At 41.2% G+C, this 14,267-nt stretch carries 13 protein-coding genes; 10 read left to right on the forward strand and 3 right to left on the reverse strand.

Annotated elements, in window-relative coordinates:
* Positions 1–30: 30 nt before the first annotated feature.
* Together H540_RS0122535 and H540_RS0122540 are read right to left on the reverse strand one after the other, a co-directional pair.
* Positions 31–960 (reverse strand): LCP family protein, encoded by a 930-nt coding sequence (locus H540_RS0122535; RefSeq protein ID WP_028402472.1) that lies wholly within the window; start codon positions 958–960, stop codon positions 31–33.
* A gap of 105 nt (positions 961–1,065) precedes the next feature.
* Entirely contained in the window at positions 1,066–1,317 is a 252-nt protein-coding gene (locus H540_RS0122540) for a YhdB family protein (protein ID WP_028402473.1), read from the reverse strand.
* Between the two features lie 308 nt (positions 1,318–1,625).
* Here H540_RS0122540 and H540_RS0122545 point away from each other — a divergent pair, with 308 nt between their 5' ends.
* The 8 genes from H540_RS0122545 to H540_RS0122585 all read left to right on the forward strand — a co-directional run bounded on the left by H540_RS0122545 (position 1,626) and on the right by H540_RS0122585 (position 10,566).
* Positions 1,626–3,044: a SpoVR family protein gene (locus H540_RS0122545; RefSeq protein WP_028402474.1), complete on the forward strand. Its 1,419-nt coding sequence runs from the start codon at positions 1,626–1,628 to the stop codon at positions 3,042–3,044.
* Between the two features lie 720 nt (positions 3,045–3,764).
* Positions 3,765–4,037 carry a YkvA family protein gene (locus tag H540_RS0122550; protein WP_028402475.1) on the forward strand — a complete coding sequence of 91 codons (273 nt, stop codon included), beginning with the start codon at positions 3,765–3,767 and terminating at the stop codon, positions 4,035–4,037.
* A gap of 35 nt (positions 4,038–4,072) precedes the next feature.
* Positions 4,073–4,660: a DedA family protein gene (locus H540_RS0122555; protein ID WP_425388171.1), complete on the forward strand. Its 588-nt coding sequence runs from the start codon at positions 4,073–4,075 to the stop codon at positions 4,658–4,660.
* Between the two features lie 87 nt (positions 4,661–4,747).
* The gene (locus tag H540_RS30685) at positions 4,748–5,455 is read left to right on the forward strand and encodes a TerC family protein (RefSeq protein ID WP_051317242.1); all 708 of its coding nucleotides are present in this window, start codon (positions 4,748–4,750) and stop codon (positions 5,453–5,455) included.
* A gap of 531 nt (positions 5,456–5,986) precedes the next feature.
* Entirely contained in the window at positions 5,987–7,114 is a 1,128-nt protein-coding gene (locus H540_RS0122570) for a cation:proton antiporter (RefSeq protein ID WP_028402477.1), read from the forward strand.
* Positions 7,115–7,199: 85 nt separating this feature from the next.
* Positions 7,200–8,057, forward strand: coding sequence for a MurR/RpiR family transcriptional regulator (locus H540_RS0122575; protein ID WP_028402478.1), 858 nt, complete (start codon positions 7,200–7,202; stop codon positions 8,055–8,057).
* 237 nt (positions 8,058–8,294) lie between these two features.
* Positions 8,295–9,179: an N-acetylmuramic acid 6-phosphate etherase gene (murQ, locus tag H540_RS0122580; RefSeq protein ID WP_028402479.1), complete on the forward strand. Its 885-nt coding sequence runs from the start codon at positions 8,295–8,297 to the stop codon at positions 9,177–9,179.
* Positions 9,180–9,198: 19 nt separating this feature from the next.
* Positions 9,199–10,566: a PTS transporter subunit EIIC gene (locus H540_RS0122585; RefSeq protein ID WP_028402480.1), complete on the forward strand. Its 1,368-nt coding sequence runs from the start codon at positions 9,199–9,201 to the stop codon at positions 10,564–10,566.
* A gap of 321 nt (positions 10,567–10,887) precedes the next feature.
* On the opposite strand, the gene H540_RS0122590 is transcribed toward H540_RS0122585, so the two are convergent.
* Positions 10,888–12,177, reverse strand: a complete 1,290-nt coding sequence (locus H540_RS0122590) for an arsenic transporter (RefSeq protein WP_028402481.1) — start codon at positions 12,175–12,177, stop codon at positions 10,888–10,890.
* A 573-nt stretch (positions 12,178–12,750) separates the two neighbouring features.
* Here H540_RS0122590 and H540_RS0122600 point away from each other — a divergent pair.
* Entirely contained in the window at positions 12,751–13,563 is an 813-nt protein-coding gene (locus tag H540_RS0122600) for an amino acid ABC transporter substrate-binding protein (RefSeq protein ID WP_028402482.1), read from the forward strand.
* A complete protein-coding gene (locus H540_RS0122605) occupies positions 13,550–14,251 on the forward strand; it encodes an amino acid ABC transporter permease (protein WP_028402483.1) in 702 nt (233 codons plus the stop codon). Before H540_RS0122600 ends, H540_RS0122605 begins: the two co-directional genes overlap by 14 nt.
* The last annotated feature ends 16 nt before the right edge of the window (positions 14,252–14,267 follow it).

Genomic DNA, 14,267 nt, shown 5'->3' on the forward strand with positions numbered 1-14,267 from the left:
TAAAAAACAAGGCTGCCGCAGCCTTGTTTTTTATTTGTTTAATTCGTTTACCGGTTTTGGTTCGTTAATTATAAATTCTTTCAGCGCTTCTTTGTTCTTTTCAAAATCGAGTTCTAAAACAGATCCCGCATGATGGTAAAATTTATCTTCGTAGCCGGCATTGATTGGGATGCGCATAGTTTCTACTTCAGTAACTGGATTTACCAGCATGCTCCCCCCGATAGCAAGCATCGATTGTGTTTCCATATCCGTATCCACATACTTTAAAAGCTCTTGTCCCATTCCAGGAAGATGAAACATGCCGTCAAGAGAGCTGATTTTATTGGAGAAAGCATCTTTTAAAGCATTTAGAATTTCCTGCTGACGTTTTACACGTCCAAAATCACTTTCCGCGTCGTGACGGAATCGGGCATAAGCCAGCAGCTCCTTGCCGTGAAGACGCTGATGTCCAGGCTTCATCTTCAATCCCATATCCTCAATAATTTGCTGATTGACGTTAACCTCAATTCCTTTAGGAGCCACCATATCGACAACTTTAACAAAACCCTGGAAATCAATCGTTATGTAATGCTCTACATCGATTCCAAAGTTTTCTTTTATGGTCTTCCGAAGCAATTCTGGTCCCCCTAAATAATAGGCCATGTTGATTTTATTATAATCTTTTTCATACGAAGGGATTTTCACATAGCTGTCTCGCATAATAGATACGAGCTTCGCTTTTTGATTTTTCGGGTTGTACTGCGCGATCATGATGGCATCAGAACGAGAATTTTTCTCCCCGCGAGAATCTACTCCTAATACAAGTACATTTAAGCGTCCATTCTCATCTTTGACGCCATAAAAGGGTGCGGGTTTATGAGGCGTATCTACACTGTTTAAATTAGATCCGTTTTTGGGCGTTCCGGACGATTGGCAGCCTGCTATGACAATAAGAAGAAAAAGAATGAATAATTGCTTCAAATTATCACATCCTAATACTTTATATATAATTAGTATGAGCAATAAATGGAGAATTATGCAGAAAAGGCATTCACCCGTTTTAGGTGAATGCCTTTGTATTTTATATTACAGTTGCAACTGTTGATCCATATAATCAGTATATGCTTTCTGTGAGGCATGATCAATATATTGAAACATAAGCTGCAGTTGCTTGTCCACTTCTCCCAAATCTTTTGCGTATTTATAAGCATGCAGAAAATGCTCGATACGCTTGGAAAATACTTCGTCTTCTGTTTGCACCATGAGAACGAGTAATTGATCCCAATTGCAGCAATACGTGTAATATAAAGCTTTGTCATAATCCGTATATGTGTTCATCATTGAGTGTGTGTTCATAACAAGCCCTCCTTGCTTGAGGAGTTGTTATTAGTGTACGACAGCGGACAGATAATTAAGCCTGCAAGAATTTGTTAACAAATTGTTATATAAAATGCGGCAAAAGTATGGATAAAAAGGATGGAGAATTCCATCCTTGAAACATAAGGAAACCTTCTTGCCGCAAAAGCGAGCATAATTTTTTCGATAGTTTTCGTAAACTGGAAAATTTTATGAAGATTCTCGTCTTTTTCATGAAATGCCTGTTTTCCTCATACATTGTTGTAACAGGGAAAAAAGGGGGCAAACGTGTGAAAGCGGAAGATTACAAAGTGCTGGAGTATGCAATTGACGAAATTACGGAGATCGCGAAGGGATTCGGTCTTGATTTTTATCCGATGCGTTATGAAATTTGTCCTGCAGATATTATCTATACATTTGGTGCGTATGGCATGCCGACACGATTTTCGCACTGGAGCTTCGGAAAACAATTTTACAAGATGAAACTGCATTACGATTTAGGATTAAGCAAAATTTATGAACTTGTTATTAATTCGGATCCGTGCTATGCATTTTTGCTGGAAACGAACTCATTAATTCAAAACAAGCTTATCGTAGCACATGTATTGGCACATTGTGATTTCTTTAAAAATAACACTCGCTTTGGCAACACCAAACGCGATATGGTCGAAAGTATGGCTGCAACAGCGGACCGGGTCAAGCATTATGAACATAAATACGGCAAGGAAGCAGTCGAAAAATTCTTGGATGCTGTGCTTGCCATTCAAGAACACATCGATCCGTCTTTAATGAGACCGAAGCTGGCATGGACGCTGGAAGAGCTGGAGGAGGAAGAAACAGAAACAAAAGCATCAAGTCCATACGATGATTTGTGGAACTTGGATAAACGAAGTAAAAAACAAGAATCGCAGCCGATTCGCCGCAAAAAGAAATTTCCGCCGCAGCCTGAGAAAGATATTCTATTATTTATTGAGGAGTACAGCCGTGAACTTGAAGAGTGGCAGCGCGATATTTTAACCATGATGCGGGAAGAAATGCTGTACTTTTGGCCGCAGCTGGAAACAAAGATTATGAACGAAGGCTGGGCAAGTTACTGGCATCAGCGCATCTTGCGCGAAATGGATTTAACGAGCGAGGAAGCTGTTGAGTTCGCAAAGCTGAACGCAGGCGTCGTCCAGCCGTCGAAAACAAGCATCAACCCGTACTATCTCGGACTGAAAGTGTTTGAAGATATCGAAGAGCGTTATAACAACCCCACAGAGGAGATGAAGCGAGACGGTGTAAAACCTGGATCGGGACGCGAGAGAATGTTTGAGGTGCGCGAAATTGAGTCGGATATTTCTTTCCTGCGCAACTATTTGAACAAGGATCTTGTCATGCGTGAGGATATGTATCTCTTCCAGAAGCAAGGCAAAGATTATAAAATTGTCGACAAACGCTGGGAGAAGGTGCGGGATCAGCTCGTAAATATGCGTGTCAACGGCGGCTTTCCGTACATTACAGTAAACGACGGAGACTATTTAAAGAACGGAGAGCTGTATTTGAAGCATTGGTTTGAGGGAATTGAGCTTGATGTGAAGTATTTGGAGAAGGTTATACCGTATATGCAGCAGCTTTGGGGACGTTCCGTGCATCTGGAAACAGTGGTTGAAAACAAGGCTGTGCTGTTTACGTTTGATGGAAAGATGTCACATCGGAAGTATTTGTAGAGTAAAACCACCAGGGAAGCCTGGTGGTTTTTAGATTGATTTTTTTAGGATTGCCTTCTTTTTCTGCCCCTCTAAAGACGTTCTTGTTGTCATAATTACACCAATAATTACGAGAGCTCCTCCAAACAATTGGGAGAAGGTTAAAGGGGCGCCCATCATTACACTGATCAGTGCTGTAAAAAACATTCAATAACTGGGGCAAGTTGCGAGATCAGCTCGTAAACATGCGTGTCAACGGCGGAGACTATTTGAAGAACAGGGGACGTATTGGAAATATTGGTCCGAGGGAATCAAACTCAATGTGAAGTATTTGAAGAAGGTCATGCTATATACAGCAACTTTGAGATGTTCTTTGCATATGAAAATAGTGGTTGAGAATAAGGCTGTTTTGTTTACGTCTGTTTGTAATTTAAGAAGTGAGGTTGAAAACCTCCTCTTCTTGATTAGCTGTCACACAAGTCTTCTAAAATAAAACGCTTGACGCTCTGACTAAAACTTCGTATCATAATGGTATATAAGTTGAACTGAATACCCTTAAAGGGGAGTAGCTTTAACAGCAAGGTCGTCATTTCAGAGATCGCATCTCTCGGCTTTGTTGGCGACTATTACGTTGTTAGCGAGACCTTTACCTTCGTTGCCGTTGGTAAAGGTTTGTTTTTTTCAGGACCTGGGCCATATGGCTCGGGTCCTTTTTGTTTACAAACTGTAAGGAGGAAAGTGATGAAAAAATTATGGAGAAGATTTCGTTTTATTTTTAACGTTCGTAAATTTCTGCCCTTTTTAAAGGAATTTTTCTTATCAAAAGAAGTGTCTCCATCCAAGAAGCTGTTGTCTCTTGTGTTAATCGGATTGTATGCGGTGTTGCCGTTTGACTTAATTCCAGACTTTCTTGGCTTTTTTGGCATTTTGGATGACGTCACAATCTTAATGTTTGTGTTGCAATATATCGTGAAGCTTGCACCGCAAACGATGCGTGAAAAATACAATATGTAAGAACAGCAGGCGGTGATGTAGTGGAACCATTTTTAATGATGTTCATTGAATTCTTCAAGCAATTTTCATATGCCGGCATTATTTTTGTGCTTACGTTTGAGTTTGTGCCGGCCGAGTTGGTTTTGCCGCTGGTCGGCTATTGGGTATATCAGGGCGACATGCACCTCATTTGGGCCATCATAGCTGGAACAATCGGAGGTACAACTGGCCCGCTAACTTTATATGCGCTTGGTTATTACGGAGGACGTCCGCTTATTAAAAAGTACGGAAAGTATTTCTTTATTAAGGAAAAAGAGATGCAAAAAGCAGAAATCTTTTTTGCGAAGCATGGTCCTTCTGTCGCATTTCTCGGTCGATTCGTACCTGGTATCCGTACTTTAATTTCCATTCCGTGCGGCGTTGCTAAAATGAACATTTGGCAGTTTTCTATCTATACGTTTTTAGCAATGCTTCCGGTTACTTCTCTTTATATTTACATGGGGATGAAGCTTGGGGAGCATTGGCAGACGGCAGGTGAAGCTGTAAAACAATATATGATGCCAGTGAGCATTACTATTGTTAGTATGCTTCTTATTATCCTGGTTTATCGGCAGGTTAAAGCAAGAAAAATACAGGAGCGGTGATTGGGTTCCTTTTAGATATATACCATGGAAAAAAGAACGGCAATAATTTAGAGCTGTAAAATAAAAATTATGTATGGGGGCTTGAATATGGATCTATTTTCGTTGGAATTTTTAACAGCGCTTTTGTCGATTGTCGTAATCGATTTAGTTCTGGCAGGAGATAATGCAATTGTCATTGGTTTGGCCGCAAGGAACTTGCCGAAGGATCAACAAAAGAAGGTTATTATTTGGGGAACAGTTGGAGCCGTTGTAATTCGTGCATTGGCAACGATGGCAGTAGTATGGTTATTGAAAATTCCTGGTTTGTTGCTAGTCGGCGGTATCTTGCTCATTTGGATCGCTTATAAGCTGCTTGTGGAAGAAAAAGGACATGACGTGCAAGCGGGAGCGAGTATGTGGGCGGCAATTCGTACAATTATTATTGCTGATGCACTAATGGGTCTTGATAACGTATTAGCTGTTGCAGGGGCAGCACATGGCAGTTTCTTGCTCGTCGTTCTTGGTTTGGTCATTTCCGTACCGATTGTGGTATGGGGAAGTACCATTATTCTGAAATTCGTAGATCGCTTCCCGATTATTATTACAATTGGAGCCGGGGTGCTTGCGTGGACAGCAACAAAGATGATTGTAGAAGAACCGTTTGTTGCCCCTTATTTTGCAAATCCGGTCATCAAATATGGCTTTGAAATTTTCGTGGCAGCTGCAGTAGTGACTGCTGGAACCATGAAAAAGAAAAAACAAGCGAAAGAAACTCTGCATCATGCAGAACCGATGAAAAAACAGCATTCGAGTTAAGGAAAAGCCGCGGATTTGCGGCTTTTTTCTATATGATTTATCACATGATAAGCGATTGTATAATGGAACCATTTCTTTTACCATATGAACCTAAAAAGGAAGAATTTACATGATGATAAATGTTGACTGGAGATGAGCTCTTCGCTATAATAGCTAAGTACTCATAAGTTGACGTTAACGTAAATGTTAACTTGTGAGTTTTAGTAGGATGCAAATGATTTGTTTTACAAACCAACTATGAAAAGATTCTTCAAGACATCCCACCAATAAGGAGGAAACGCATATGATAATTCGTTTTATGCTCACGGGATTCTTCTCATTAACTGCCATCACGCTTATGGGATATCAATTAATTGAAATTGTTCATGCATATAGTGATTTATTTCATAAAAACTAAAGAGACAATATGAAAGGGTGCGGAATGTTCCGCACCCTTTCATATTGTCTTTTCCCATACATGACAGGAGGATTGCTGCATAAAATAAGGGAGCATTGCATGTCATACATAAATATTGCAAGGAGAAAGCAGCCATGTTGTTTTACTTTGAACTTGCTGTCATTTTATTAAGCACAAAGCTCGCTGGTGATATAAGCGTACGATTGGGACAACCGGCTGTTCTGGGGAAGTTGCTTATTGGAATCATAATTGGCCCAGCTATATTGGGGATTGTGGAAACATCAAAGCTGATTGATGAGCTGAGCGAAATCGGCGTGCTTCTTCTTATGCTCATCGCTGGCTTGGAAACGGACTTAGATCAGCTCAAGCAGAATTTAAAAGCTTCTCTTGCTGTAGCGCTTGGTGGCATTATACTCCCGTTTCTTGGCGGCTATGGGGCCGGGCTTTTTCTTGGAATGTCTCAGGCAAGTGCCATTTTCCTCGGTCTGCTTCTTTGTGCAACGTCTGTCAGTATTTCTGTTCAGACACTTCGGGATTTTGGAAAGCTTAATACGAGAGAGAGCACCACGATTTTAGGCGCAGCCGTTTTTGACGATGTGCTTGTTGTTATTTTATTGGCGTTTGCGATGAGCTTTCTCGGTGGAGAGGATGTGAATTTAACGCTTGTCATCGTAAAGAAGCTCGTTTTTTTTATTACCATTGTCCTTATTGGCTGGAAGGCGGTTCCTTTTATTATGAGAGTTCTGTCTCCGCTGCGCGTATCAGAATCGCTCATTAGCGCTGCGCTCATTATTTGCTTTTCATTTGCGTACTATGGCGAGCTGATGGGGATTGCCGGAATCATTGGCTCATTTGCCGCTGGTATTTCGATTTCTCAAACTTCTTACAAGCATGCAGTGGAAGCAAAGCTGGAGCCAATTGCGTATGCAGTTTTTGTTCCCATCTTTTTTGTAAGCATCGGCATGACAATTTCTTTTAAAGGGCTGGGAGATCAAATATGGTTTATTGTCATTGTAACGATTATAGCCATTTTCACGAAATTGATTGGTTCTGGGTTAGGAGCAAGATGGGCTGGGTTTAATTTGCGTTCTTCGTTTGGCATCGGCGCAGGGATGGTATCGCGCGGAGAGGTAGCCCTTATTATTGCCTCTATCGGACTGGAGTCAAAGCTGTTAGCGCAAGAATATTTTACAGCCATTGTGCTTGTTGTTATTTTAACAACTGTCATCACCCCTCCTTTGTTAAAAAAACTTTTTATATAGCGCTGTACGAGAAAGATGGCGTAAACACCCCTCTTCTAGTACAATTTGAGTAGTTGTAAGTTTTCGGCGGATGAGGAGGATTTTTTTGAAACATTTAACGATTTTATCTAAAATTCAAAACCATATGGAACGATTTTCGTCGGCTGAAAGAAAAATTGCCGGATACATATTGGAGAATGCCGAAATTGTCCCGAATATGACGACAAAGGATATATCCAATAAGACCGGTGCAAGCGAAGCGAGCGTAGTCAGATTTTGCAAAACCATCGGCATCGGCAGCTTTAAGTCCTTTAAGCTTGCGCTCGTTCGCGATTTAACAGTGGCAGAATTCAACATAAATGATTTTTCTGTTACTGAGAAGAAGGATGAGCCTTTTGAATTGTTTAATAAAGTTACGTATGTTAACAAAGCGGCCATCGAAGCAACATTAACAACCCTCGATAAGAGAGAATTGGATAAAGCGGTAAATGCGATTCAAAATGCGAACAAACTCCTGTTTTACGGGGTAGGCGGTTCGGCTGTATCAGCTATGGACGCCTCATATAAATTTACAAAGCTTGGCTATACATCCATGACTTCTCTTGATTTTCATATGATGCTGCCTCTGGCGGCAAATCTGCAAAAGAATGATATGCTTATCGTTATTTCAACCTCTGGACGAACAAAGGATGTACTGGAACTGGCGCGGTTTGCCAAGAAAAAGGATGTAACTATTGTTGCGATTACAAAACTTGATCCTTCCTCTCCGCTATATAAGGAATCAGATATTAAACTGTGCACACCGGATGTAGAACAGGATCATCGGGTTGGAAGCATTGCCTCCCGCATGACACAGCTCAATATTATCGATACTTTGTATTTAGCTACCTTTCATCGTATTGGGAATAGTGTTTTAGATAAGTTCACAGCGACAAGAGAAGAAGTGGTGAGATTACGGCGATAATAGTAAGAATCTGTTGAAATTTCATTTCAATATCATATATTTAAGTCAAGATAGAGGAGGGTGCAAAACAATCGCCTTCCTTTTTTCGTTTTCCTGTACATACTTGGAATATAGGGAACTGCGGTGAATACAATAAGAAAGGGCATGGCCGTTTTTCTGGAAAAATATAGATATTTAATTTCATGTTGATGCAATGATAGTCCAAAATTAAATTTCGTAGATAGAGAAGGTAATTATATGTTAGAACATTTGTCAACAGAACGCCGGAACGAAAAAACGATGCATTTAGACAAAATGACAACACACGAAATTTTGAACACGATGAATGCGGAAGACCAAATAGTAGCCATATCTGTGGCAAAAGAAATACAAAATATTGAAAATCTTGTAAAAAGCGTAATCACTTCCTTTAAACAAGGCGGAAGACTGATTTATATCGGTGCTGGAACAAGCGGCCGCTTAGGAATTTTAGATGCTGTAGAATGCCCGCCGACGTTCGGTACAGATAAAGAGATGGTACAAGGATTGATTGCTGGCGGTTTGGAAGCGTTTACAGTCGCGGTAGAAGGAGCGGAAGACAGTGAGACTTTGGCTGCAGATGACTTGAAAAATATCTCTCTCGATGAAAAAGATACTGTAATCGGCATTGCTGCAAGCGGCAGAACGCCATATGTCATCGGCGGGCTGCAATATGCCAAGTCAGTAGGAGCGAACACAGGAAGCATTGCTTGCAACAAACATGCTGAGATCAGCAAATATGCTGAAGTCAGTGTGGAAGTAGAAACAGGGGCAGAAATTTTGACAGGCTCAACCCGTTTGAAAGCAGGGACTGCACAAAAGCTTGTGCTGAACATGATTTCCACCGCATCCATGATTGGGATCGGAAAAGTATATAAAAACTTAATGGTCGATGTGCAATCAACCAACATCAAGCTTGTGGAAAGATCCAAGCGCATTATTATGGAAGCCACAGGTGCCGATTACAAGACTGCAGAGGAGCATTACGAGCAAGCAAATCGTAACGTGAAAGCTGCAATAGTTATGATATTATTACAATGCACGTATGAGGAAGCGGTCAAAAAATTAGAGGATGCCGATGGATTTGTAAGACATACATTATAAAGGGTATGGGGGGATATGTATGAGAAAGGAACAACGGATGGCACAAGACATTGCGAGTCAGCTTGGGGGAGCGGACAATATTCACACCCTCGCTCATTGTATGACACGTCTGCGCCTAACGTTGAAGAATGAGGGGAAAGCGAATCTTGCGGCTCTTAGGCAAGTAGACGGCGTTATGGGAGTGATTGAAGACGAAACGCTGCAAATTGTCATCGGCCCAGGCACTGTGAATAAGGTAGCGGCAGAATTGTCTCATATGATAGGTCTTCGCGTTGGGGAAGCAGCGGAAAACAATTCGTTTGACGATTTCGAGGCACGGAAGAAGGCTGAGTTGAAAAGTACAAACAGCACGCCTCTGAAAAACCTGCTGCGCAAAATCGGAAGCATTTTCATTCCATTAATTCCAGGTTTAGTTGCATCTGGCCTCATTAACGGTATCGCAAACTTTGCGAAAAATGCAGGTGCTGACCCAAATGCAACTTGGCTGCAAATCCTGCTCTTAATCGGCGGCGGCATTTTTGCATTTCTTGGTATTTTAGTAGGTATGAACACAGCTAAAGAATTTGGCGGAACACCGGTACTGGGAGCAATTGCAGGTATTCTCGTGTTTAACCCGGCGCTTGCGGCTGTAAAATTGTTCGGTGAACCAATGATGCCCGGACGAGGCGGTTTATTTGCAGTAATTTTTGCCGCGTGGTTAATGACAATTGTGGAAAAACAAGTACGTAAAGCAGTTCCGAATACGGTTGACATTATTTTTACACCGTTAATTACGGTATTAGCAGTAGGACTCTTGACAATTTTAGCGATTCAGCCGGCAGCAGGCGTTCTATCTGATGGTATTACAGATGGTATCAAGGCGGTTCTTGACATCGGCGGAGCGGTAGCGGGTGCTGTTTTGGCGGGAACGTTCCTGCCGCTCGTAATGCTTGGACTGCACCATGGCTTAACACCGATTCATCTGGAATTTATTAATAAAGTTCATGTAACGCCAATTCTTCCTATTCTTGCAATGGCAGGTGCTGGTCAAGTAGGAGCGGCTATCGCAATTTTCATCAAAACAGAGAATAAAAAACTGCGCAATATTATTAAAGGAGCGCTGCCAGTCGGTTTCTTAGGAATCGGCGAGCCGTTATTATACGGGGTAACTCTTCCGCTTGGCAAACCATTCTTAACAGCTTGCCTTGGCGCAGCAGTCGGCGGTGCATTCCAAGCAATCATGAAAACAGCTTCTTTGGGAATCGGTGTATCTGGCTTATCCTTAATCCCGTTAATTGCAGATAATAAGTATGTGACTTACTTCATCGGTCTCCTTATTTCTTACGCGTTCGGTTTCTTATTCACATATTTGTTCGGGTTCAAAGAAGAAATGGCAGACAATATTTAATAAAGCAGGAGAGAAGCTGTTTCCTATTTTTGTAATGTATTTGCATCTACCTAATACGTATGAGATTATAACTTTATGACTCGATCGCAGCTATATACGAATGAATTATAAATTCGACATTTCCATGTGCTATGTGCAATCAAAAGGGAGTATGGTATGCTTCCTTTCTCTGGTTTACCCTTGCATGAACCACTACAAAGATTTGACCGCTTCTGCACGTCGCCGGATGATCTCTCCCCCCTATAAAAAGACGGTTTTTTTATTCACTTATATATAGTGTAACAAATTGCAGGTTTATTAAGAAAGCTGCTCACCGCAGTCCTATATAATAAGCAGCCAAAGATATAGGCCTATTAATGTAATGAATAGAACAGGAATTGTTAAAATAAAGCCGACCTTGAAATAGTAGCCCCATGTGATCCGAATGCTTTTTTGTGATAACACATGAAGCCATAACAAAGTTGCAAGAGAACCAATCGGCGTGATCTTCGGTCCTAAATCGGAGCCGATTACGTTCGCATAAATCAAGCCGTCTCGAATTGTCTGTGCTGTATCTGTACCGGCAATCGCAAGAGCGTTAATCATAACGGTCGGCAAGTTATTCATGACAGAAGAAAGAATGGCGGATAAAAAGCCCATGAACATCACGGCGGCAAATAAGCCGTGATGCGCCGCTTCTTCTATTATATTTGCCAATATGCCAGTCAGTCCGACATTTCGCAGACCGTACACGACAACATACATGCCGATTGAGAAAAATACAATTGTCCAAGGTGCATCCTTCATAATTTTTGTCGTATCCAGCACGGGACTTCTGCGTCCCATATATAAGAAAAGGAGTGCAGTGATACTTGTGATAAAGGAAACAGGAATATGAATAGCCTCGCTTAAAAAATAACCAGTTAACAGAACAGCCAGAACAACCCAAGATAATCGAAACATTTTTTCGTCCTGAATCGCGTCTTTTGGCTCTTTTACAAGATTTGTGTTGTATGTGTTGGGAATATGCTTACGAAAGAGCAAATAGAGTACAAGCAAGCTGCCGCCCAGCGCAAATAAATTGGGTACAAGCATAACAGCGGCGTACCTGGCAAATCCGATACCGAAATAGTCGGCAGAAACGATATTGACTAAGTTGCTGATAACAAAAGGAAGCGAAGTTGAATCTGCAATAAATCCGCTTGCCATGATGAACGGCAAAATCATCCGTTTTTCAAATTGAAGCGCCCGTATCATAGCAAGGACAATCGGAGTTAAAATAAGCGCGGCTCCGTCATTTGCGAATAAAGCAGAAACGAGAGCGCCAAGCAGCGTCACAAAGACAAACAGCTTGATGCCGCTTCCTTTAGCCAGCCGTGCCATATGAAGCGCCGACCATTCAAAAAATCCTATTTCATCTAAAATAAGAGAAATAACAATAAGTGCCACAAACGTTAAAGTAGCGTTCCATACGATATGTGTTACGTTCATTACGTCACGCATCGTAACAACGCCCGCAAGAAGAGCCAGCAAAGCACCGCCGCAGGCGGACCAGCCGATGGATAAATGACGCGGCTGCCAAATGACAAGCGTCATTGTGATAAGGAAAATCAAAACTGCAAGTGCTGTCACACAAAAACCCCCGTTACATCAATGTTAACTAAGGAATTATACAACGGATGGATTAGGTAGTAAACAGATTCGATAGAATGGAAAAGTTTGCAAAGCATTATGAAAACCGTTTAGCACTTCGTTTCAATAAAACAAGAATGATTACGCATGTGCAGAAAAAATACAAAATCAAAAATCCAGCATTCTGAATATGTATACTCAGGACAGCTGTCCATATTGTGTTTTGCAGCATGAGAAGAACAAATAATATAGTGTGAAAGGATTGTACTCGTTCGGCTTTGTTGGATATTGTGTATTAGATTTTTAGGAGAAGCAGGTCTTTTTTTGTACAAAAATAAGAAAGAATAAAATTTTTGGGAGACGGCTCTACCGGCTAGGCGCTGCCGTCCAAGAGCTGCCGCCGCCGGAGAACCTTGGTTTTTGCATCTCGAAGGTTCCGCTTTTCTCTTTACTGTTAGATTTTAATCAGAACGGTTACACTACTCATTAGGATATTTTATTTGAAAAAAGGTTGAGAATTGCATACAATTATTTAGAATTAAAATTCCTATAAGAATACTGGAGGATTATAGCATGAAAAGACTACTTTCATTTTTACTGTTAGTAATGTTAGTAATAGCTACTGCGGCAGGCTGCGCAACAAAGAAAGAAACAAAGCAAGAAACAGCGCCAGCAGCAGGCCAAGATACATTATCAAAAATTAAAAAGGACGGAGAGTTCCTGATTGGTACGGAAGGTACATATCCGCCATTCACATTCCATGACGCCAGCGGAAAGCTTACAGGCTTTGATGTGGAAGTTACAGAAGAAATTGCAAAGCGCATGGGTGTAAAGCCTGTATTTAAAGAAACACAATGGGATTCTATGTTTGCAGGACTTGATGCAAAACGTTTTGATATGATTGCAAACGAGGTTGGGATTCGCGAAGATCGCCAAAAGAAATATGATTTCTCTAAGCCTTATATTTCTTCTTCTGCCGTTCTCGTTATTCCAAAAGACAAGAACAAGCCAGCAAAATTTGAAGACGTAAAAGGATTAAAAGGGGCGCAATCTTTAACAAGCAACTATGCCGATATTGCAAAGAAAAACGGAGCAGAGATCATTGGGGTTGAAGGATTTAATCAAGCGGTTGAACTATTGAGCTCCGGCCGTGCAGACTTTACGATTAATGATCGTTTGTCTGTGCTGAACTACCTGCAAACGAAAAAAGATGCAAAAATTAAAATCGTTGACACAGAAAAGAATGCTGCAGAAAGCGGTTTTATGTTCCGAAAAGGCGACGATAAGTTAGTAGCGGAAGTAAATAAGCAACTTGATGCGATGATGAAAGACGGAACATACGACAAAATTGCGAAGAAATGGTTTGGTGAAAATGTACTTAAGTAATGCAATTCTAAATCCGGACAGATTTTCCATATGGATTGATATTACAAAAGCATCCTTCATGCCTATGCTGAAGGGTGCTCTTTTCCATACAATCCCCTTAACGCTTATTACGTTTATTTTAGGTCTTATCTTGGCTACCGTGACCGCTTTATTTCGTATTTCTGGAAATCGTATATTGGAGTGGATTGCCCGTGTGTATGTTTCCATCATTCGCGGTACACCGCTTCTTGTTCAATTGTTTATTATTTTTTACGGCTTGCCGACAATCGGCGTCATAATTGATCCATTTCCGGCAGCAGTAATTGGTTTTTCACTGAATGTAGGAGCGTACGCTTCTGAAATTATTCGTGCTTCCATTTTGTCCATTCCTAAAGGACAATGGGAAGCGGCATACACTATCGGAATGTCTTATCGCCAAGCATTGCAGCGTGTAATTTTACCGCAAGCGGGACGTGTGTCAGTACCGCCTCTATCCAATACGTTCATCAGTCTTGTAAAGGACACGTCACTCGCTTCTTTAATCTTAGTTACAGAGATGTTTCGAAAAGCGCAGGAGATTGCAGCGACAAACTACGAATTTTTAATTGTATATTCATTGGCCGGCCTTATTTATTGGGTGATTTGTTTCTTGCTGTCTGTCGTGCAGCAAGCGCTCGAAAAACGAATGGGACGTTACGTGTCAAGGTAACGCATCAATCGGAAAA

Source organism: Ectobacillus panaciterrae DSM 19096 (assembly GCF_000430785.1).
Lineage (GTDB): Bacteria > Bacillota > Bacilli > Bacillales > Bacillaceae_G > Ectobacillus > Ectobacillus panaciterrae.